The sequence below is a fragment of the Actinosynnema sp. NPDC023794 genome (assembly GCF_040639675.1).
Classification (GTDB): domain Bacteria; phylum Actinomycetota; class Actinomycetes; order Mycobacteriales; family Pseudonocardiaceae; genus Actinosynnema; species Actinosynnema luteola.
Window position 1 is genome coordinate 76,387 of sequence record NZ_JBFAFR010000030.1, and the last position, 21,474, is coordinate 97,860.

General features: G+C 71.5%; 18 protein-coding genes. 10 read left to right on the top strand and 8 right to left on the bottom strand.

Features of this window, described 5'->3' with window-relative positions; all coding sequences use genetic code 11:
- The first annotated feature begins 87 nt into the window (after positions 1 to 87).
- A complete protein-coding gene (locus tag AB0H12_RS36775) occupies positions 88 to 993 on the top strand; it encodes a hypothetical protein (RefSeq protein WP_499629216.1) in 906 nt (301 codons plus the stop codon).
- Positions 994 to 1,020: 27 nt separating this feature from the next.
- On the top strand, positions 1,021 to 1,545 hold the full coding sequence (locus AB0H12_RS36780; RefSeq protein ID WP_499629218.1) for a hypothetical protein: 525 nt from the start codon (positions 1,021 to 1,023) through the stop codon (positions 1,543 to 1,545).
- Positions 1,546 to 1,554: 9 nt separating this feature from the next.
- Here AB0H12_RS36780 and AB0H12_RS36785 read toward each other — a convergent pair whose 3' ends face one another.
- The gene (locus tag AB0H12_RS36785) at positions 1,555 to 3,024 is read right to left on the bottom strand and encodes a cellulose binding domain-containing protein (protein WP_499629221.1); all 1,470 of its coding nucleotides are present in this window, start codon (positions 3,022 to 3,024) and stop codon (positions 1,555 to 1,557) included.
- A gap of 108 nt (positions 3,025 to 3,132) precedes the next feature.
- Positions 3,133 to 3,600 (bottom strand): nitroreductase family deazaflavin-dependent oxidoreductase, encoded by a 468-nt coding sequence (locus AB0H12_RS36790; protein ID WP_499629223.1) that lies wholly within the window; start codon positions 3,598 to 3,600, stop codon positions 3,133 to 3,135.
- Between the two features lie 257 nt (positions 3,601 to 3,857).
- Between AB0H12_RS36790 and AB0H12_RS36795 the strand changes: the two genes are divergently transcribed.
- Entirely contained in the window at positions 3,858 to 5,552 is a 1,695-nt protein-coding gene (locus AB0H12_RS36795) for an HAL/PAL/TAL family ammonia-lyase (RefSeq protein ID WP_499629225.1), read from the top strand.
- Here AB0H12_RS36795 and AB0H12_RS36800 read toward each other — a convergent pair whose 3' ends face one another.
- On the bottom strand, positions 5,553 to 6,473 hold the full coding sequence (locus AB0H12_RS36800) for a CU044_5270 family protein (RefSeq protein ID WP_499629227.1): 921 nt from the start codon (positions 6,471 to 6,473) through the stop codon (positions 5,553 to 5,555).
- Complete coding sequence (locus AB0H12_RS36805; protein WP_499629229.1) at positions 6,466 to 7,041, bottom strand: RNA polymerase sigma factor; 576 nt, start codon at positions 7,039 to 7,041, stop codon at positions 6,466 to 6,468. Before AB0H12_RS36805 ends, AB0H12_RS36800 begins: the two co-directional genes overlap by 8 nt.
- A gap of 417 nt (positions 7,042 to 7,458) precedes the next feature.
- On the opposite strand from AB0H12_RS36805, the gene AB0H12_RS36810 reads away from it, so the two are divergent.
- From AB0H12_RS36810 to AB0H12_RS36830, 5 genes are all read left to right on the top strand, one after another.
- Positions 7,459 to 10,641: a LamG-like jellyroll fold domain-containing protein gene (locus AB0H12_RS36810; RefSeq protein WP_499629232.1), complete on the top strand. Its 3,183-nt coding sequence runs from the start codon at positions 7,459 to 7,461 to the stop codon at positions 10,639 to 10,641.
- Positions 10,642 to 10,784: 143 nt separating this feature from the next.
- Positions 10,785 to 11,327, top strand: a complete 543-nt coding sequence (locus AB0H12_RS36815; RefSeq protein WP_499629284.1) for a ClpP family protease — start codon at positions 10,785 to 10,787, stop codon at positions 11,325 to 11,327.
- A gap of 312 nt (positions 11,328 to 11,639) precedes the next feature.
- Positions 11,640 to 12,596, top strand: coding sequence for a phosphotransferase family protein (locus AB0H12_RS36820; RefSeq protein WP_499629234.1), 957 nt, complete (start codon positions 11,640 to 11,642; stop codon positions 12,594 to 12,596).
- A complete protein-coding gene (locus tag AB0H12_RS36825; protein WP_499629237.1) occupies positions 12,593 to 13,231 on the top strand; it encodes an alpha/beta fold hydrolase in 639 nt (212 codons plus the stop codon). Before AB0H12_RS36820 ends, AB0H12_RS36825 begins: the two co-directional genes overlap by 4 nt.
- A 111-nt stretch (positions 13,232 to 13,342) precedes the next feature.
- Positions 13,343 to 14,116, top strand: coding sequence for a class I SAM-dependent methyltransferase (locus AB0H12_RS36830; protein ID WP_499629239.1), 774 nt, complete (start codon positions 13,343 to 13,345; stop codon positions 14,114 to 14,116).
- A 45-nt stretch (positions 14,117 to 14,161) separates the two neighbouring features.
- On the opposite strand, the gene AB0H12_RS36835 is transcribed toward AB0H12_RS36830, so the two are convergent.
- Both AB0H12_RS36835 and AB0H12_RS36840 read right to left on the bottom strand, forming a co-directional pair.
- On the bottom strand, positions 14,162 to 14,950 hold the full coding sequence (locus AB0H12_RS36835; protein WP_499629241.1) for an MOSC domain-containing protein: 789 nt from the start codon (positions 14,948 to 14,950) through the stop codon (positions 14,162 to 14,164).
- Between the two features lie 330 nt (positions 14,951 to 15,280).
- Positions 15,281 to 15,952: an AIM24 family protein gene (locus AB0H12_RS36840; RefSeq protein WP_499629244.1), complete on the bottom strand. Its 672-nt coding sequence runs from the start codon at positions 15,950 to 15,952 to the stop codon at positions 15,281 to 15,283.
- A gap of 253 nt (positions 15,953 to 16,205) precedes the next feature.
- Between AB0H12_RS36840 and AB0H12_RS36845 the strand changes: the two genes are divergently transcribed.
- Positions 16,206 to 16,898: a class I SAM-dependent methyltransferase gene (locus AB0H12_RS36845; RefSeq protein ID WP_499629246.1), complete on the top strand. Its 693-nt coding sequence runs from the start codon at positions 16,206 to 16,208 to the stop codon at positions 16,896 to 16,898.
- Positions 16,899 to 17,036: 138 nt separating this feature from the next.
- Here the strand turns inward: AB0H12_RS36845 and AB0H12_RS36850 are convergent, their stop codons facing one another.
- Positions 17,037 to 17,306, bottom strand: coding sequence for a helix-turn-helix transcriptional regulator (locus AB0H12_RS36850; protein WP_499629248.1), 270 nt, complete (start codon positions 17,304 to 17,306; stop codon positions 17,037 to 17,039).
- Between the two features lie 86 nt (positions 17,307 to 17,392).
- On the opposite strand from AB0H12_RS36850, the gene map reads away from it, so the two are divergent.
- Positions 17,393 to 18,217 (top strand): type I methionyl aminopeptidase, encoded by an 825-nt coding sequence (map, locus tag AB0H12_RS36855; protein WP_499629250.1) that lies wholly within the window; start codon positions 17,393 to 17,395, stop codon positions 18,215 to 18,217.
- 353 nt (positions 18,218 to 18,570) lie between these two features.
- Here the strand turns inward: map and AB0H12_RS36860 are convergent, their stop codons facing one another.
- A complete protein-coding gene (locus tag AB0H12_RS36860; protein WP_499629253.1) occupies positions 18,571 to 20,766 on the bottom strand; it encodes a rhamnogalacturonan lyase family protein in 2,196 nt (731 codons plus the stop codon).
- Positions 20,767 to 21,474: the final 708 nt, after the last annotated feature.

Here is a 21,474-nt window from a genome sequence, read left to right on the forward strand (position 1 = left end):
TTCAGTCACTCTTCGAGTGGGTAACGGTAGTCAGAACCGCGCCGATGACATGCGTACACGTCCGTCCGGTGTTAGAGGGGGTGCCTCATGGAGGACCCTGCAGCAGGTCTGTTCGTGCTGAAGGCCGAGGTTCCGGTCGTCGTCACCGGCGAGCAAGACCACCAGGCGTGGCTGGCGAGGTATCCCGTCGCGCCGGGCGGGAGCTGGCGCGTGGTGGTCGAACTGGCGTGGTGCACGATCAACTCCGGCAAGTACCAGGGCCAGTACGCCATCGAAGTCAGGTTGGACGGCCGGCGGGTCGGCGAGCTGACGTACCTGATGTCACGGCGTTACGCGGACATCATGGGCCAGGTGATCGACGCCGGTGAGAAGCCGGGCTGCGAGGCGGTGGTCAAGGTCGGCGAGCGCGGCCACGAGATCGTGGTCCACCTGCCGCGCGACCCGTCGGCCGCGGTGCCCCCGGAGACGTTCACCCCTCCGGTGAAACGGAAGTCCCGCCGTCCGGTGTGGATCGCCGCCGGTGCGGTGGTGTTCCTGTTCGTCGTCATCGGGACCCTCGTCGAGGAGCGACCGTCCACAACGGACTCGGCTGCCACGCTGAGCACGACCGCGCCCGGCACAACAACCACCGTGCCGCCCACGACTACGACCGCCGCCACCACCACCACGACTACAACAACCACCACAACAACAACAACGACCACGACCGTCGAACCGGCACCGCAGCCCAACCCGCAGCCGAATCCGGAACCCAACCCCCAGCCGAATCCGGAACCCAACCCCCAGCCAAATCCGGAACCCCAGACCCCGCCACCGCCCGCGCCGAACCAGGGCTGCCACGCCAGCTACGAGCCGTGCGTGCCCATCGCGAGCGACGTCGACTGCAAACCCGGCAAGGGCAACGGCCCCGCGTACGTGACCGGCCCGATCAAGGTCATCGGTCCCGACGAGTACGGTCTGGACTCCGACAAGGACGGCATCGGCTGTGAGTAGGGCGTTACCGAGGAAGGGTTGAGTGTCATGGCGAGGAAGTCGGGCATGTTATCGGCGTTGGTGCTGATGGTGGCCGGGAGCGTGGTCGCGACGACCGGCGCGGCCGACGCGGTGGCCGTGGAGCAGGTTTGCGTCGGCACGTGGGCGGTCACCTACGACCCGCCCATCACGAACACGCCGCAGGTCGTGCGCGGCAACCTCACCGGGGTCTTCCCCACCTGCACGAACCTGGTCGCGCCCAGCGGGTCCTACGGCCAGGCGTTCACCGACACCGTGTCGTGCGCGACGCTGCTCACCGCCGGCGCGGCGTCACGCACGTACACGTGGAGCAATCCGCTGGCCGCGCCGACGACGTTCGCCTACAACTGGACGGTCAGCGACGTCGCCGGCCAGGCCGTGATCACCAACACGGGCCTGATCACCAGCGGCACGTTCGCGGGCGCGAGCGCGGAACAGGTGGCCGTGCTGGTGACGCCGGACGTCCTGCAGTGCGCCGGCGCGGGGATCTCCAGCCTCACCGGCCCGACCACGCTGACCGTCTTCCGCCCCTAGTCGCGCCGGTCACCAGTCGAGCGGGAGGGTGGCGATGTAGTCGGTGAGCATGCCGCTGATGAGCCGGTGGTCGTTGAGGGAGAAGTGCCAGTCGCAGCCGAGCCGGTCGAGCCTCGGGTCGTCGTAGTTCCAGAAGCGCACGAGGTCGTCGCCGCCCGCGTTGCGGGTGGTGACGACCTGCCGGGCGGCTTCGGCGAACAGGTTCGTGGCGCTGACCACGATGACGGTGTCGGGGCCGTACTGGGCGCGGAGCTTGTCGAGGAAGCCCAGGTACGCGGTCCGGTAGGCGGCGGTCAGGCTGTCCGGGGTCCACGGCTCGCCGGGGTTGATGGCGGTGGAGAAGTCGTTGGTGCCCAGGCCGACGACGACGAGCTGGGGACGCCACGTGTCGGGGTTGCGCCACACGTCGCCGGGCACGTTCTGCAGGCCGCGGTCGTAGTAGGTGCGGAAGGTGGTGTCCGGGTCGCTGCCGTTGTAGTTGCGGACCATGCCGCGGCCCGAGTGGGCGTTGACCTGGTAGTCGGAGCCGAGGGCTCGGGCGGTGAGGGGACCGAACGCGAGGTCGGTGTTGGTGTTGCGGTCGACGCCGCCGTTGGCCGAGCAGTCACGCGTGGTGGAGGTGTTGCCGTAGCCGGCGGTCAGCGAGTCGCCGATGAACTCGACCTGGCGGGTGCGCGCGGCGGGCTTGGCGAGGATCTCGCCGCCGGCGGCGGGCAGGAACCCGCCGAACTCGCCGCTGGCCCAGGCGCTCTCGGTGCGCTTCACCAGCCGGACGGTGTGCTCGGCGTCGGCCAGGCCGTTGATCCACCGGGTGACCCGGCCGGGCGTGACCAGCGAGGCGACGTTCCGCCCGTCGACCTGGACGTCGTAGTCGTTGGCGGCGTCGTTGAGCACGATGCCGACACCGGTGCCGCGGAAGCGGCTCTCGAAGTAGACACCGGGCCACGTGTACCGCGCCGCGTCCGCGGTGGCACGGACCCGGCCGACGGTGTGCGTCCGGCCGAGGATGTCGGACACCGGCGGCGTGGTCGTGGTCGTGGTGGTCGTTGTGGTGGTCGTTGTGACGGTGGTCCCGGTGCACGGGGTGCCGTTGAGCGCGAAGTCGACGGGCACCGGGTTCGAGCCGGTCCACGAGCCGTTGAAGCCGAACCCGGCGCTCGCGCCCGTGCCGAGGCGGCCGTTCCAGCTCACGCTGTCGACCTGGACCCGCGCGCCGGACTGGCTCGCCGTGCCGTTCCAGAGCTGGGTGACCTTCTGACCGGCGGCGAACGTCCACGTCAACCGCCAGCTCGGGACCTGGTCGCCGAGGTTGGTGACGCTCACGTTCGCGCCGAAACCACCCGACCACTGGTTGGCCACCTGGTAGGTGACGCGGCAGCCGACGGCCGCTTGGGCGGGCACGGTGACGGCGGTCAGGGCCGCGGTGACGCCGACGACGGCCACGCCGGCGATCGCCGACCGATAGCGGGTGGTGTGCACCTGTTCCTCCACGATCCGGTCCGACACTGGGCCTGGGAACGCTCCCGGGCGACCGTAGCGAAGATGTTGCGCAACGAGAAGGCGTGGCGGGGAGCGTATCGATTGGTGTCAGGCCCGATCGGCACGGATCAGCGCGACCACCGGGATCGTGCGGGTCACGCCGGCCTGGTAGTCCGCGTAGAAGGGGTACCGACCGACCACCGTGCCGAACGCCTGATCACGCTCCGCGCCGTGCAGGACGACCGCGTCGGCGGCGAACTGCTCGCCTGCCACCTCGACGGTGACCTCGGGGGTGGACACCAGGTTGTGGTACCAGTCCGGGTGGCGCGGCTTGCCGAAGTTGCTGGCCACCACCAGGTAGCGGTCGCCGTCGCCGTAGCAGAGCGTGAGGATGCTCCTCGGCTTGCCCGACCGCGCGCCGGTCGTGGTCAGCAGCAGCAGGTCCATGCCGGTCATCGCACCGCCGACCCGGCCGCCGTTGGCCCGGTACTCCTCCAGGACGGCCGCGTTCCACGCGAAGACCTCCTCGCGGGACGCGTCGGGGGACGGAACCTTCTCGCTGGCCTTGGTGCTCACCCGTGCTCCTCCTCGCTGCGGTTGCGTGGTCCGGGGACCTGGTCGTGCGCGAGCTGTCGGTACCGCCGGACCGCTTCCCATCAGACCGCACCCACCCGTTCCAGCCCACCCCGGGGTCCGACGGGCAGGATCCGTCGATCTCGAGCCGTGTCCGTCACCCGATCGTTCGGTTCCCGCGCTCACGCCCGGCCCAGGAACGCTCCCGGTGCCAAGATCCCGGGCGTGAACCCGGTCCGCGAGCGAGGGTAGGAGCACGAATGCAGGTCCCGTGGCGGTTTCTGGTCGTCCTCGCCGTCGGCGCCGTCACGGTGTCGAGCACGGCCGCCGCGCCGGCCGACGTGGTGACCCGGCAGCACGCGCCCGCGCTGGAGCTGGACGGCGATTCGTTGACGTGGTCGCAGTTGGTGGAGGTGCTGGAAGCCGACCGCGTCACCGTCCGCCTCGGCCTGAAGGCCCGCCAGGAGATGGTCAAGACCCGACAGGGCGCCGAGGCGGCGCTCGCGGCCGGGCAGCGCGTGTACGGGTGGAACCAGGCGTTGGGGCCGTTGAAGGACCAGCCGCTGCCCGAGGCCGACCGGGTGGAGTTCCAGCGCCGGGTGCTGCGCTCGCACGCCGCCGGTGTCGGCCCCGCGCTGGACGACCGGGTGGCGCGGTTGGCGTTGGTGCTGAGGGCCAACACGATGGCACGCGGCGCGATGGGGGTGCGGCCGGAGTTCGTCGACCGGATCCTGGAGCTGGTCAACGCCGGCGTCACGCCGCGGATGCCGGAGATCGGGTCGTTGGGCACCGGCGACCTCCAGCCGATGGCCGCGGCGGGTCTGGTGCTCACCGGCGAACCCGCGCCCGCCCGCTTCAAGGGCCGGGAAGCGCCCGCGCCGGAGATCCTCGCCGCGGCAGGCGTCGCGCCCACGTTCCAGCTGGCGCAGGGCGAGGCGTTGCCGCTGATCAGCGGGAGCAGCGTGGTCACCGCCCGGTACGTCGACGCCGTCGTGCGCGCCGAACGGCTGATCGACACCTACGACGGCGCGTTCGCGTTGTTCCTGGAGGCGACCAGGGCCGAACAGGGCGCGTTCGACGCCCGGACCCACGACGAGCGGCGCATCCCCGCCGAGGTGGAGGCCGCCCGCGTCACCAGGGCGTTGATCTGCGGCACGGGTTGGATGACCGAGGAGGGGCGCAAGGCGATCAGCGACGAGGGCCCGCGCATCCAGGACGCCGTGTCGGTGCGCGCCACCCCGCACATCGTCGGAGCGCTGCGGCAACGGCTGACCGACGCCCGCGGCCACATCGAGCGCGAGGCCAACGCCTCCACGTCCAACCCGCTGGTGTTCGCCAAGCCTGGCGGCGGCCACGAGTTCGTCATGGGCGGCAACTGGGACGCCGCGCTGCTCGGCCACGAGATCGACTCGCTCAACGCCCAGATCGCCGACCTCGGCGTGCTGTCGCAGGAGCTGTCCGCGCGGCTGCTGTCCGACAAGTGGAGCTACCACCTGCCGGCCAACCTCGCCGGGGGAGAGGTCGGCCTGAACTCGGGCATGGTGCAGGTGCAGACCGTCGCGGTGGCGCTGGTGCCGGAGATGCAGCAGCTGGCCACGCCCGCCGGCACGCTGTCCCGTCCGGCGAAGTTCGGGCAGGAGGACCACAACACGATGGCGATGGCCTCGGTCCGCGCCCTGCACGCCAACCTCGACCGCCTGGAGACGGTGCTGGCGGTGCACGTGATGATGGCGGCCCAGGGCATCGACCTGATCAAGGACAAGATGGCCGCGTTCCCGTTGGGCAGGGGCACGGACCGGCTGCACCAGGCCGTCCGCCGGCACATCGCGCCCCTGGCCGACGACCGCTACCTGACCCCGGACCTGGAGAAGGCGACCGACCTCGTGCGCGGCGGCGAACTGAGCCGCGAGGTGCGCGCCGCCCTCTCCCCGGGCCAGGACAAGTGCGCGGCCTGACTACTCGGGCAGGGTGTCGGTCCACTCGGCGTCGACGCCGGCGCCGCCGAGGTCGGCCGTCGCGTAGACCCGGCTGTCGAAGGTGATGAACATCGACGTCCCGTTCACCCGGCCGGTCGCCGGGTCGACGACGAGCCGCTCGCCCCTGGGCAGCTCCAGGCCCTGCCCACCCGGCACCGCGCCGGTGCTCTCGACGTCCGGGTACGAGGCGATGGCGCGGAACGCCGCGGCCCGGACCTCGGGCGGCGCCGGCACGGTGGACACCAGCGCGATCAACGAGTAGAACGTGGCCTCCGCCCGGCCGACGGCGGAGAGGCGCCCGCCGGCGCTCGTCCGCGCGTCGGCGTGCTCGACGGCCTCGGCGATCCAGGACTTCAACGCGCCCGGGTCCGTCGGCAGGGCGCGCAGTTCCTCGAGCGACAGGTCGACGGCCACCAGCGGGAACGGTTTCGGCCGGCGCTCGCCCATCGGGACGACCTTGCCCCCGGTCCTCACACCCCGGAACCACGCCCGGCCGTCCGGGTTGATCCAGTACTCGTCCACCCGGGCGCGCTCGCCCGCGAACCTCGCGGTCACGTGCCAGTAGGCGCCCGATCCCTCGGGGGAGCGCCCGGCCGAGGTGGCGGCGGCGAGGAGGATCTCCGGCGCGCTGACGGCTGCCGCCGGCGGGCTTTCGGTCGGCGTGCCGGTGCCCAGCGCGGTCGCCGGGCCGCCGGGCGGGGCCGGCAGGGTCGAGAACGCCAGGGCGGCGGCAGCCGCGGTGACCGTCAGCCCGACGCCGACGGTCAACCACCCGGCCCGCTTCCGGGAGGCACGGCCTCCCCGCACCCGGTTCTGCAGCAGGTGCCGGCTGCGGTCGACGACGTCCTGGGACGGGTCGTCCGCGGCCAGCGCGGCGCGCAGCGCCTGCAGGTCATCCATCGAGGGCCTCCGGGTTGGTGAGGGCGGAGTTGAGCTTCTTGCGCGCACGGGTGAGCCGGGAGCCCACCGTGCCGGAGGAGATGCCGAGCGCCACGGCCACCTCCTGGTAGCCGAGCCCGCCGAGCGACACCAGGAGCAGCACGTCCCGTTCGCCCTGCGACAGCCCGGCCAGCGCCTTCGCGAGCAGCGGGCGCAACCGCCGGGCCTCGACCGACGCGACCACCGCGTTCTCGTGCCCCTCGACGTCCGGTTCGACGTCGACCCGCGCCAGCGCCCGGTAGTGGCGGGCCTCCTTGCGGCGGTGCCGTGCCACCAGGTTCGTGGCGATGCCGAACAGCCACACCCGCACGTCACCGCGTTCGGCGTCGAACGTGCTCCGCCGGTCGAACGCGATCAGGAACGTCTCCGCCGCGATGTCCTCCGCGGTCTGCGGGTCCAGGCGGCCGGCCACGTACCGGTAGATGGGCGCGAAGTAGCGATCGTGCACCTCGGTGAACTGTTCCGGTTCCCGCAGGAACCGGGCGGCGAGCTCGGCATCGGTCACCCGCTCGCCCGTTCCCGCCGTCATGCGTTCGCCTCTGACATGTGGGGCCTTCCAGCCGACGACCAGCTTTCTCCCACACTTCGCCGCACGCCCGCTTCTTCTTCCCACCAGGCTCCGAGGGCTCCGGCTCAGGCCCGTGCTGCCACCCTGCGCACGGGCGCCGGCCGAACCGGGTCGACGGCGGCGGGTCCAGCGCGGCGTCGAACCGCGCGCACCGACACCGCGTGAGCCGGATCCGCTGATCGACCGCGACCGCGGTGATCCCGTGCGCGTTCAGCTCACCTCGGACGGAGGTGTTGGTCCGGACCTTTGTGGGAGATTGAGTGATGCCGCTGTGGGAGCGCTCCCAAATGTGAGGTTTCCTGTTGTCTTTTGCGGGGGTTCGTGGATAGATGAATGGCGTTGTGATGGGCCTCATAGTCGAGCCCCGAGGAGAGTTCCATGCCCCGTGCCGCCAGACGGCTGTCGGCCCTGCTCTTGGCACTCCTGCTCGCCCCCGTCGTCACCGCGACCGCGACCGCCGCCGCGCCACCCGCGCACGGTCTCAAGGGCGAGTACTTCCGGATGTCCGCACCCGGCGCCCGCGACTTCGCCGAGTCCGGCGGCGCCACCCTCGACCCGAACGTCGACTTCGCCGACCTGACCGGCACGTTCCAGCAGCTCACCGGCCGCACCGAGCACACCACGGCCCGCTGGACCGGCAGCCTCACCGCGCCCGTCACCGGCGACTACACCTTCCACGCCATCGGCGACAACGGCTTCCGCCTGTTCCTCGACGGCGCGCCGGTCATCGACCACTGGGTCGGCGACTGGGACGTCGAGCAGCACAGCGCGCCGGTCCACCTCGTCGCGGGCGAGCGGCACGACTTCCGGATGGAGCTGTTCCAGGACGTCGGCGGCGCGAACCTGCGCCTGCGCTGGTCTACGCCGACGCTGGCCAAGCAGCCGGTGCCGGAGACGGCGTTCCTCCCGCCTGCCGACTTCCCGGTCTACCCGGTCGGCCTCACCGTGTCGCCGGACGGCAGGAGGCTGGAGGCCGCGTTCGACCAGCGCGTGCACCACCTCGGTGACCTGAAGTCGCACCTCGAGGTCGAGGTCGACACCGTGCCGTTCCCGATCGGGTCCGCCGCGGTCGACCGCCGCGACCGCACCAAGGTCGTCGTGCGACTCGGCGCGACCATCCAGAAGCCGCAACGGGTCCGGGTCACCTACGACGGCGACGGCGGCCTGGTCGTCGGCGCGGACACCGTGCCCCGGATCATCCGCAGCGCGACCAACACCTCCACCCAGCGCCTCCGGACCGAGTGGGGCGAGCGGGTCGACGAGGACCACCCGCTGCCCGAGTACCCGCGTCCCCAGCAGGAGCGCGACGAGTGGCTCAACCTCAACGGCCAGTGGGAGTTCTCCGCCGCCACCGCGGGGCAGCAGCCCGCGTTCGGCCGCGGCCTGCCCGAGCGGATCACCGTGCCGTTCCCGGTGGAGTCCCAGCTCTCCGGGCTGGAACGCCACGAGGACCACATGTTCTACCGCCGCCTGTTCGAGGTGCCGCGCGACTGGCGGGTCGGCCGGGGCCGGCGGCTCAAGCTCAACTTCGGCGCGGTCGACCACCACGCCAGGGTGTGGGTGGACGGCACGCTCGTCGCCGAGCACACCGGCGGCTACACCGCGTTCACCGCCGACATCACCGACGCCCTGCGCGGCGGCGGCCGGCACGAGCTGATCGTCGCGGTCACCGACACCACCGGCGACAACCAGCCGATCGGCAAGCAGTCCCGCAACCCGGGCGGCATCGTCTACACGGCGTCCTCGGGCATCTGGCAGACCGTGTGGCTGGAGCCCGTGCCGGACAAGGCGATCGACGACGTGAAGACCACGCCGGACACCACCAAGGACACGCTCACCGTCCGCGTGTCGTCGTCGACGGCCTCGGCGAACGCCAAGGTCACCGCCACCGCCCGCGACGAGCGGGGCACGAAGGTCGGCACGGTCACCGGCGCGCCGAACACCGACCTGACCCTGCCGGTGCCGAACCCGCGCCTGTGGAGCCCTGACGACCCGTACCTGTACGACTTGGACGTGACCCTGGAGGACGGTCGCAGCAGGGACGAGGTCGAGAGCTACTTCGGCATGCGTTCCATCGGTGTGCGCGACGTCGCCGGCTTCCCGAAGCTCGTCCTCAACGGCGAGCCGGTGTTCTCGCTGGCCATGCTGGACCAGGGCTTCTGGCCCGACGGCCTCAACACCGCGCCCAGCGACGAGGCGTTGGCGTGGGACATCAAGGCCCAGAAGGACCTCGGGTTCAACGCGCTGCGCAAGCACATCAAGATCGAGCCCGCCCGCTGGTACTACCACGCCGACCGGCTCGGCCTGCTGGTGTGGCAGGACTTCGTGAACGTCAACGTCACCGACGAGACCGGGCAGCAGGCGTTCCTCACCGAGGGCAGGCGTGCCATGGAGCAGCTGCACGACTCGCCCGCCGTCATCGGCTGGATCGTGTTCAACGAGGGTTGGGGCGAGTGGAACCGGGAGGAGACCGGCCGGATCACCGAGTCGGTCAAGGCAGCGGACCCGTCCCGGGTCGTCAACGCGCACAGCGGCGTCAACTGCTGCGCGTCGAAGGGCGACTCGGGCAAGGGCGACGTGATCGACCACCACGACTACAACAACACCGATCCGGCCTGGCCGGACGCCACCCGCGTCGCGATGGACGGCGAGCACGGCGGGATCACCCTGCGCACGCCCGGCCACCAGTGGCCCGGCGCGCCGGCCGTGATCTACAGCGGTGTGCCCGACAAGGCCGCGTTGACCGCCAAGTACGTGTCGAACACCGAGGCGTTCTACCTCGACGCGGCCGGCGCGGAGCTGTCCGGGTCGGTCTACACGCAGATCACCGACGTGGAGACCGAGCTGAACGGCCTGTGGACCTATGACCGGCGTGAGATCAAGGTCGACCCGGGTCCGGTGCGTGAGATCAACGAGCGGGTCGTCTCGGCCGGCGCCGCCGCGGCCGAGCGCACGTACGACGGCAAGGGCTCCTGGTCGTTGGACGGCAACGGCGACGACACGGGCGGCGCGCCCAACCCGTTGTCACTCACCGGGGACGCGGCGTGGACGACCGGCGTGCGAGGGCAGGCGCTGACGTTCGACGGGAACGGCGAGTACGCCCAGACCGCCGGACCGGTGCTCGACACCACCGGCTCGTACTCGGTGTCGGCGTGGGTGAGGATGGACTCGCTGCCCGGCAACTACGCCACCGCCGTCAGCCAGGACGGCCGGCGCGTGGAGAACCCGTTCTACCTCCAGTACGGGCAGGGCCGGTGGGCGTTCAGCGTTCCCGGCGGCCGGCGGGCCACGCTGGCCGCCACGCCGGAACTCGGCCGCTGGTACCACCTGGCCGGCGTGCGCGACGAGGCGGCGGGCGAGACGCGCCTGTACGTCGACGGTGTGCGTGCGGCGGCGATCCCGATCGGGCCGGACGAGGTCAGCACCGGGCCGTTGACCGTCGGCCGCGCCAAGTACGCCGGCGTGCGCGGCGACTTCTGGCACGGCTCGGTCGACGAGGTCCGCGCCGTGGCCCGCGCCCTGACCGACGCGGAGGTGGCGGAGGAGCACGCCGCCCGCTGACCGGGCACGTGAGGACGAAGGGCTGCGGGGCGACGTTCCCGCAGCCCTTCGTCCTGCCTGTCGGGTCTGGCAGCTTCAGGCCACGGATCCGGCCGGTGGTCCTTCGCTCCTTAAGGTGAGTGGATGATCTCCCCCTCGAAGCCATGCTGAGCGGGCACGGCGCCCGGCGACTGCTGCGGGAACGCGTGGTCCTGCTGACCTCCGAGGTCGACGACGCGGAAGCCAACCGGATCGTCGCCCAACTCCTGCTCATGGAGCAGGCCGACCCGACCGCGGACATCCACTTCTACATCAACTCGCCGGGCGGCCTGGTCACCGCGGGCATGGCGATCTTCGACACGATGCGGCTCATCCGGCCCGACGTGGTCACCTGGGCCGCCGGCTTGGCCGTCGGCATCGCCCAGGTCCTGCTGTCGGACGGCGCGCCGGGCAAGAGGTACGCGCTGCCGCACGCCAAGATCATGATGCGGGCGCCGGCGGGGCCGCCCCACCCGACCCCGCTGCAGCTCGACCTGCTCGACCGGACGAGCAAGGAGATGACGGCCATCGTCGCGGCGCAGACCGGCCAGTCCGTCGAGCAGGTCGCCGCGGATGCCGCCCGGGGCAGGTGGTTCACCGCGGAGGAGGCCCTCGCCTACGGTGTGGTCGACGGGATTCGCGACCGGCTGAGCCGCGACTCGCAGTGATCCACCGAGGTCTTCAGCGCTGGTCGCTCTCCGGCAGGTCGTCGCGGACTCGCACGTCGCGCAACGCCGCTCGGTGGCGGTGATCTCCGAGCAGTGCCGGCGGTGCACCTCGTACGTGCGGTCGAGTTCGATCCGGTGGTACACCCCGGTCGGCTCGCCGAAGCGGAGGTCGCGGGGTCCTCCGCCGGGTCGGCGCCACCTACCGGTTCCGCCACGACCTGCTGCCGGCTCACCTCACCGCACGCGAGTGAGGCTGCCCGGTTCCCGCGAAATCCGGGTGCGGGCACGGGGGAGGGCGGGTGTACTCCCCTCATGGTCGAATACCGCCAGCGCCACTCCGACGAGTGGGTCGCGTACTTCACCCGTCGGGGCCACCGCGCGCCACGCCCTCTGGCCGCCGGGGTCGAAGGCGCCGTCTACCGACTCGACGAGGGCCTGGTGGCCAAGGTGTGGAGCGGCCGGCCGCCGGCGGACCTCGACCTCTCGCGCCGGGTCTACGCGGACATCGCCCGGCACCGGTTGCCCTTCGCCACGCCGGAAATCCTCGACAGCGAGGTCCACGACGGCGTTCTCGTCACCTACGAACGCGAGCTGACCGGGACCCCGTTGCGCCCCGACCCCGTCATGACCTCCGCCGAACGCGACCTGCCCGCCACCGAGACCGCCGCGCTGCTGACGGTCCTGCGCGGCCTCGCCACCGTCCCGGGCACCGAGGCCATGCGCGAGCTCACCGTCCAGGGCGACGACCGGCCGCTCTGGCAGGGGCACACGCGCTTCCCCGACGCGCTCGCCGCCCTCGTCCGCCGTGCCGCCCGCCGCCACGGCGACCTGCTCGCCGGCCACGTCCCGGGCCTGCCCGCCGTGGTGGACCAGGTGCTCGCCGCCCTCACTGCCCTGCCCGACCCACCCGTCACCGCCGTCCACGGCGACCTCGTCCCGCCCAACATCCACGTCGACCACACCGGTCGCCCCACCGCCGTCCTCGACTTCGGCTTCTTCACCACCGCCGGCGATCCCGCGTTCGACGCCGCCGTCACCGCCGCCGTGTGGGACATGTACGGACCACACGCCCACCACCACACCGCCACCCTCACCCGCCTGTTCGCCGAGGAGCTCGGCCACCCCGTCGAGACCCTCGCGCTCTACCAGGCCGTGTACGCCCTCACCACCTACGACCTGTTCTCCTCCGACGGTGGCGACGGCCACTTCCACTGGTGCGCCGCCCTTCTCCGGAGGACGGCGACCGAGGGTGGCAGGCTGTGGGCATGAGCACCTTCGTGTTGATCCACGGCGGCGGTGGCAGCGGTCGGGACTTCGAGCGCCTCGAACCCGAGCTGCGCGGGCGCGGGCACGACGTCGTGGCCCCTGACCTGCCCATCGACGACCCCGCGGCCGGGCTCGCCGAGTTCACCGACACCGTCGTGGACGCCGTCGGAGACCGCCGGGACCTCGTCGTGGTGGGGCACTCCTACGGGGGCTTCACCGCACCGCTGGTGTGCGCCCGGCTGCCCGTGCGGCTCCTGGTGTTCCTCGCCGGGATGGTGCCCGCGCCGGGGGAGGCGCCGGGTGACTGGTGGGACAACACCGGGTTCGAGCACCCCGAGGGACTCGACGACACCGAGGTGTTCTTCAACGGCGTACCGGCCGACGTCGTGGCGCGGGCCCAGGCGCACGGCCGCTCGCAGGTGAGCGCCGAGTTCGCCGAGCCCTGGCCGCTCGACGCGCTGCCCGACGTGCCCACCCGCGTGCTCCTGTGCCGGGACGACCGGTTCTTCCCGCCGGAGTTCCAGCGGCGGGTCGCGCGCGAGCGGCTCGGCCTGGAGCCGGACGAGATCGACGGGCCGCACTGCGTCCCGGTCAGCCACCCGGCGGAGCTGGCCGAGAGGCTCGTCTCCTACCTCTAGCCGGTGCGCCGTGCCGGGCGGCGCGAGTCGTACGGCATCAACGGCCGGCCGTAGCTTCCTGGTCTTCGTCTCGGAGGCCGTCCAGCCGCAGCACGGCGGTAGCGTGGAGGAGTGGGAGAACGATCACTGCTCGGCTCGTCGTTCGGCACGGCGGCGGCTGCGTACGCCGAGCACCGCCCGGACTACGCGCGGGCCGCGGTGCGGTGGGCGGTGGAGTTCGCGCCCGGCCGGCGGGTGCTCGATCTCGGCGCCGGAACCGGCAAGCTGACGGCCGCGCTGGTCGCGTCGGGCGCTGACGTCGTCGCGGTCGAGCCGGACGCGGCGATGCTGACCGAGTTGCGCCGCGCGCTGCCGGACGTCCGTGCCCTGGCGGGCAGCGCCGAGGCGATTCCCCTGCCGGACGCGTCGGTCGATGCCGTGCTGGCCGGCAACGCCCTGCACTGGTTCGACCTGACCGTCGCGGGGCCGGAGATGGCCAGGGTCCTCGCGCCCGGGGGTGTGCTGGCGGGCCTGTGGAACGTGCTGGACGACCGGGTCGACTGGGTCGCGGGACTCGCGCGGGTCAGCGGGAGCGCGGCTGTCGGCCCGCGTGACGCGGTGAGCAGCTGGCGCGCGGCGACGGCGGGCGCGCACCTCCCGGTGACCGGGTCGGACGTCCGGTTCGGCTCACCGGAGCAGGCGGAGTTCCCGCACGGGCAGCGGCGCACCGCCGACTCCCTCGTCGCGACGCTCGCGACGCGCGCCGGGATGCTCGTGATGCCGGACCAGGACCGAGAGGCCACGCTCGGCGCGATCCGGGCTTTCCTCGCGAGCCGCCCGGAAACCGGCCGAGGCGGGTTCACCCTGCCGATGATGACCGGAGTGCTCCGCACCCGGCGGCTCTGAGGCCGGGACGCCCCCTGGGCCGGTGTCGTTCGACCGGTTGGCGGGTCAGTGCCATTCGGTGACGGTGACGGTGTCGCCGACGGTGATGTGGCCGGGGGTGAGCACGGCGGCTTTGAGGCCGAAGCTGACGCCGTCGGGCTCGCGGCGGTAGTCGGCCAGGGTGCGCAGCGGTTCGGGGCCGACGCGGACGCCGGTCGTCTGGTCGACGAGGGTGACCGCGCAGCGGATGGCCAGTTCGCCGAAGCCGATCTCGGTGTCGCCGATCGCCATCCGGGCGACCCGGTCCTCGGTGTGCGGTTCGGGCCAGCCGCTGATCACGATGTTGGGCCGGAACCGGTCCATCGGCACCGGCTCCGCGCCTTTGCGCGCGATCCGGGCGTTCAGGGCGTCCAGTGTGGACAGCGAGAGGACCAGCAGGGCGGTCGGGTCGGTGCTGTTGCGGGCGCGGTTCGCCCGGTCCGGTTCGCGCACCAGGCGGACCGCCTTGCCGACCGCGTCGGACAGCCACTCCGCCGCCTCGTCGCCCTGGTCGATGCCGGACCCGGGCCACTTCTCCACGTCCACCGGCCGTGCCGTGCCGTCCGCAGTCATGTCCAGCACCAGCTCGCCGGCACCGGGCGCGCTCAGCGCCAGCTTCGCGCCGTCGTGCAGCAGCCGGACCCGGACCGCGGCCAGGCGCGGCGCCTCGCCCTGCCAGACGATCCCGCCGTCCGCCCCGACCGGCGCGTACAGCCGATCGTGGACCAGCCCGGTCCGGGCGACCTCGGCCCGCTCCACGACGACACCGCCACACCCCTTGACCGGGTACAAGGCCAGCCCGGAAACGGTCACCATCCGGTCAAGGTACCGGCCGTCACGAGCCCGGCACCACGATCCGCGACGAATCTCCGGGACGTGTGCGAACGTTCGGCCGGCCGGCGTGCCCGTTGCCCGCGTTCGGCTCCGCCGATCCGCCGCCGGACGGCCCGACAGCGGTCTCGGGGCCGAAGGCGGTGGCTCCGGGTGTCGTGCGCCCAGTCGAGCAACGGCCCGCGCGCCGGGAACTCGTCCACAAAGGACACCCTGTTCAATCCCCGGGGGCCGGCCGGCGGACCGCTGCGCCGGTAGCGGTCTGACCAGCGGCGCCCGCGGCCGGGCGGGCTCACGGCCCGGCCGCGGTGCGCGTCACTGCTTGGGCGGTGCGGGGTGGCCTTCCGACGCCTGCACGACGACGATGCCCTGCCCGGACAGCGCGAGCTGGTACGCCTCGCCGGAGCCGCGCCCGATGGCCGCGCCGAGCTTGGCGGTCCTGCGGATCGAGGACTGCAACGAGGTGGACCACAGGACGGAGGACTGCATGTCGACGTACGTGGGAACGTCCACGTTCAGCACGACCGGCGTGCCGAAGGCGGTGACGGCGAGCGCGCCGGTGCCGGTGAACGTCGTGTTGAACAGGCCGCCGCTGAGCATCGACGCGCCTTCGACGCGGTTGATGTCCCACTTGAGCGTGCTCTCGAACGCGAGCACGTTCTTGCCGTTGACGGTGACGCCCTCGTTCTCCAGGTAGAGCACGAACACCTCGTCGGCGTCCTGGGCGAGGAACACGTCGCCGCTGCCGGACACCTTCATCAACGACATGCCCTCACCGGTGAGGGCCTTCTTGAACAGCTTGCCGAGGCCGCCGCTGCCCTCGTAGGCGAAGTCGACATCGCCCTGGTAAGCGACCATCGACCCCTGCTTGGCGAAGAAGAACCCGCCGCTGCCGGTGAGGTCCACCTTGAGCATGCGGTCGTTCTGCAACTGGAAGCTGCCCGGCTCGACGGACCGCTCGGCGTGGTTGAACAGTGAGCTGCGCATGCCCCGATAGTGCAGGTGATCACCGGCGGGCGCACCACCGGGGTCACGCCGGGTGGCCGACGAGGCGGTCCTCGCGCAGCGGGAATCCGGCACGTGCAGCACGCGGGCGGCCCAGGCGGGCAGCCACCAGTTCACCGGCCCGCCACCGCCGCGGGCACCGGCACCGACCTGATCAGCGTCGCCCACCGGGCTGGCGGAGGGCGGCAGTGGAAAGTCGATTGCCCCGTTCCCGGCCCGCGTTATGCTGCGGCCAATGACCGACGATGCGCTGACCGCGGCCGGGCAGGACTGGGAAGAGCAGGCGCGGAACTGGACCGCCTGGGTGCGCAAACCGGGCTTCGACTCGTACTGGCGCTACCGTGACGCGTTCTTCGAGCTGGTGCCGCCCGCCGGCCGGGCAACCCTCGACCTCGGCTGCGGCGAGGGCCGGGTGTCCCGCGACCTCGTCGAGCGCGGGCACCGGGTCACCGGCATCGACGCCTCGCCCACCCTGCTGGACGCGGCGCGACAGGCCCACCCCGGGGGTCGGTACCTGCTGGCGGACTCGGCGGACCTCCCCTTCCCGGACCACAGCTTCGACCTCGTCATCGCGTACTGCGTGTTGATGGACGTCGACGACCTGCCGGGCACCGTCTCCGAGATCGGCCGGGTGCTCGAACCGGGTGGCAGGCTCTGCCTGGCGGTCACCCACCCGATCACGAACACCGGCAGCCGCCGTGACGGCGTGTTCGTGCTCGACCGCCCGTACTTCGGACGTCACCGCTTCGAGGAAGAGGTCGAGCGCGACGGGATGCGGATGAAGTTCCAGGGGTGGAACCACCCGCTGAGCGCCTACACCACGGCCTTGGAGGACTCCGGTCTGCTCATCGAGGCCCTGCGGGAACCGCAGGTCGACAACGACGCGGTCCCCTGGCACATGTGGATCAGGGCGGTGCGCCCGCGGTAGTCCGGATTCCCGCCCGTCCACCCCAGTGCGAGTCGGTGGTATCGATAGCTTCAGTGTTGACTAAAAACAACACCTCTGGGCAGCGATCTCCCAGCTGCCAGGAATGGCGCGCGGTAGGAACCAGTGCCGGTCGGGCGGCTACGAAACGGCTTTCAGCGGTTGGTCGGCGCCGCGCCAGGTGGCCGCCAACTCGTGCAGCGGCACGTCGAGCGCCTCGCTGAGGCGGACGATCGTGCCGAACCCGGGTGACGGCAGGCGTCCGGTCTCGATCTTGCGCAGGGTCTCCGGCGAGATGCCGGCCGCGTGCGCGACCTCGCCCGGGTCGCGTTCCGCTCGCGCGCGGCGCAGCAGGGCGCCGAGGCGCCTGCCGGCTTCGATCTGCTCGGGGGTGAGCGGTTGGCGGACCATGCGCCCAGGATAGGGTTGGTATAGTTATACCCGCAAGTGCTAGGGTGACGGTATAACTATACCAACACCCGGGGCGAGGTCATGTCGTGATCGAGTTGAAGACGCCGGCGGAGATCCAGCGCATGCACGTGGCCGGGCGTTTCGTCGCCGAGGCGCTCTCCGAGGTCGGCCGGCTCGCCGAGGTGGGCGTCAACCTGCTGGACCTCGAGCACCACGTGCGCGGCATGATCGAACGGCGCGGGGCCGAGTCGTGCTACTGGGACTACTCGCCGTCCTTCGGGAGCGGCCCGTTCCGCAACGTCATCTGCCTGTCGGTCAACGACGCCGTGCTGCACGGCCTGCCCCACGACTACACGCTGCGCGACGGGGACGTGCTCAGCGCGGACCTCGCGGTCGGCATCGACGGCTGGGTGGCCGACTCGGCGCGCACGGTCATCGTCGGCACCCCCGCCGAGGAGGACCTGCGGATCATCCGCGCCACCGAGGAGGCGTTGGAGGCGGCGATCCGGGTGGCACGTCCGGGCAACCACCTGGGTGACATCTCGGCGGCGATCTGGGCGGTGGCCCGCGATTACGGCTACCCGGTCAACACCGAGTTCGGCGGCCACGGCATCGGCCGCACCATGCACGAGGACCTCCACGTGTCCAACAAGGGCCGGGCGGGTCGCGGCCTGAAGCTCCGGCCGGGGCTGACCCTCGCGCTCGAACCGTGGTTCACGCGCACGACCGATCGGATCGTCTACGACGACGACGGCTGGACGATCCGGTCGGCCGACGGCTCGCGCACGGCCCACTCCGAGCACACGATCGCCATCACCGAGGACGAACCCCTGGTGCTCACCCGGCGTGGCTCGGAGGACCCCGCGACGATGCCCGATCCCGCCGGTCGGCCATCCGCGGAGCATTCCTGAGGATTCGCCGGACCGCGTGCGCGGGCACCTGCCACGTCAGTAGCGGGCGGGCATCCGGGTGGTAGGCGCGGACGAACACGCGGTTGACCCCGGCTTCGTGTCGACGTAGGACTTGTGGACGCTGCCAGTCGGTCGTGTCCGCCTCCTTGTCCCGGCGGGCTGGACGGACACGATGCCGTACCGGGTGCAGAGCGGCAGCGTTGCGGTACCAGGTGATCTGCACCGCCACCGCGGACTCGCCCGAGCTGGTGATGTGGTTGTCGACGTCTGCCCGTCCGAGGAGGAGCCGCCCGCCGCCGGTGGGACGGCGGGGCGGCTCCCCGGTTCACGTGACGCGGCGGTGCCGGACGCGCCTACCTCGACGGGTAGGTGATGGCCGGGCGGGGCGGTGTGGCCATGTTCGCGCCGAGGAAGTAGTCGACGTGGTGGGACTGCATGTAGCCCTTGAGGGTCATGGCGTTGCGGTAGGCGGGGTTGTGGGCGAGCGTGTAGAGCCTGGTGTTGCTCGGTCGGTTGGTGGTGAAGATGATCAGTTCGTTGAAGGCGGCGTTGGTGTAGAGGACCTCTTCGCGCCAGTCGCCGAGGATGTCGCCGTAGATGACCGGCGAGTTGCCCTGGGCCGCGTCGACCGCGCCGTACTGCGAGGTCGTGAGCAGTCGCGGCACGCTGTTGGTGGTGGTGGGGCTGGTCGGGTTCCACTTCTCGAACTTGCCGTCGTTGAGCAGCTCCATGGTGGTGTCGCCGTCCCAGTACAGGCCCAGTTGCGGCCACGGCTGCAGTGACGTGCTCGACTGGGTGAGCCGGTTGGTCGCCGCGTTGTAGAGACCGGAGAACGCCCAGACCTCCATGCCGGGGTGGCGGGGGTCGATGTCGCCGGCCATGCCGCGGCCCACGTCGGCGGTGCCGGGTTCGGTGTGGCGCCAGATGATGTTGCCGTTGGCGGCGTCGTAGTAGTAGTCGCGCAGGCCGCTGGGGTTGACCTGCTGCACGCCGTAGCCCTCCAGCCCCGGACGGGCGGGGTCCAGGTCGGCGATGTGGAAGCGGTCGCCGTGCACGACGCCTGCCGGGCCCAGGGAGTAGCGCAGGCGGCCGTCGCCGTTGAGCACGAACCCGATCTCGGCGATCTCGTCGCGGCCGTCACCGTCGACGTCGATGATGCGGGTGTTGTGGCCGTCGGGCAGGTTCTGGTTGCCGCGCAGGAACTTCCACTGCATGGTCAGCGCGTTGCCGGTGAACCGCCAGGCGGCGAACATCAGGTTGAAGTCGCCGCTGCCGATCCGGTTCTTCATGAACGCCACCAGGCTGGGGTTGACGCCGTCGAGGTAGCCGACGCCGAAGCGGGCGTACATCGGGCCGTCGGCCAGGTAGTCGGTGGGCACCGGCGCGGTGGCGCGGGGCGCGCCGGTCATGCCGTCGAGGATGGCGATGTGCTGGCGGTTGTCGTTGCTGTCGGTGAACCGGACGCCGTTGCCGAAGGTGACGCCGTTGGCGATGCGCACGGCGACCTCGGCACGGCCGTCGCTGTCGAGGTCCTGGACGGTGACGCCGTCGTTGTGGCCGACGTCGATGGTGGCCGAGCCGCCCTCGATGTTGTTCTGGTTGGTGCTGTTGGGGCCCATGTCGACCTGCCAGAGGAACCGGCCGTCACGGCGGTAGGCCTCGATCTTCTGCGGCGAGGTCTGCCGGTCGAGCACGTAGTCGTATTCGCCGTCGCCGTCCAGGTCGCCGACCCAGAGGAACTTCACCGCGCCGCCGGCGCGCAGCGGCACCCGCACCACGGGCTCGACCGCGCGGTTCGCGGCCAGGGTGAACGCACCGCTGGGCGCCTGCTCCACGTCGTTGACCACCGGGCGCACCCGGTAGCTGTTGGAGCGGGTGGCGTTGGCCGTGGAGTCGGTGAAGTTGGTGCCGCCGGTCAGCACCGAGGAGTTGAGCTTGACCTCGCCGCCGCCGTCGGTCGACCGGTAGACGTTGAAGCCGATCCCGGTCGGGTCGAGGCCCAGCAGCCGCCAGCTGACGAGGACCTCGGTGCTGCTGGAGCGCACCGCCACCACGCCGCGGCCGAGGCTCTCCATCCGCCTGGCCCCCTCGGAGCCGCCGTCGGTGGTGGTGAGGTCGAGGTAGTCGATGTTGGCCAGCCCGCCGGTGGTGGTGGCGGCGAGCTGCACGGTGTTGGCGCCCGCGGTCACCGGGACGGTGAGCGTCTTGGTCGCCCAGGTGTTCCACGCTCCGGTGCCGTCGAACGCGGAGCCGGCCTGCACCACCGCGCCGTTGACGCTGATGTCCGCCGGCCGGTTGGTGGAGCCGTTCGCGTACCGGATGGCGAGGGTCGCGGCGCCGGCGGCGGTCGCGTCGACCGTGAACCGCGCTGACGCGCCGACCGCGCCGGTGGAGTCGCAGAACCCGGAGCCGGAGTAGCCGGAGTGGTTCGAGGCGACGGCGCCGTCACAGGTGGCGGGGGAGGCCTCGGCCTCGTACCGGGTCGTCGCGGCGTGCACGGCGGGCGCGGACACCACCGCCACCGCGATACCGGACAGGACTGCGGTCACGGCAACGACTGCGGACGTCTTTGTCGGTCGTCTCATGATGGTCCCTTGACGTGTCGGTGTGGCGCGCACCCCGACGATCGGACAGTTCGGTTGTGGCGGCGTGCGTCGATCCGGCGGCGAGCGCGCTGCGCACCAGGAAGCCGCGGCGGGCAACTGGGGGCATCGGTGCCTCCACGTCATGGAACGGCAGCGCGTACCGGTGACCGCGTGAAAACGGTTACCTCACCCGTAGCGAACCAGGCAGCCGGAACGGCTGTCAATACGCGGTCGTCGGGGTGAGTCCGGCCGGCATCAGCGACAATGGCCGTTCTGCACTCCGGGTGCACTGGTGAAAGCGTTTTAACGCTGGCCTGTCCGGCGTGACCTACCGCCTGGCTCCGCCGTCGTCGGCTCAGCGTGCGAGTTGTGAGCGTTAACCGATGACGTCCGTGCTCGGCGATCGGGTCTTGCTCGCGACGAAAACGTTGCGCTACGGTGCTGCGAAACGCTCCCGATCGTGTGAGCCCGGCATCCGGCGGTGAGCGTGGTCGGATCTTGCTCGCAAGGAGGCGAAGCGTGATTCTGCGGTACAAACCGATGCGCGGGCAGTGTTCTTCGGGCGAGACCTCCACCCGGTAGACCTCTTTGATCGAAGGGCTTCGCGACGGAGCCCGGCCCTCTCCTCCTGTTCTAGGCCAGCTCGCGAACCCTCGTCGCGAGCAGTGATCG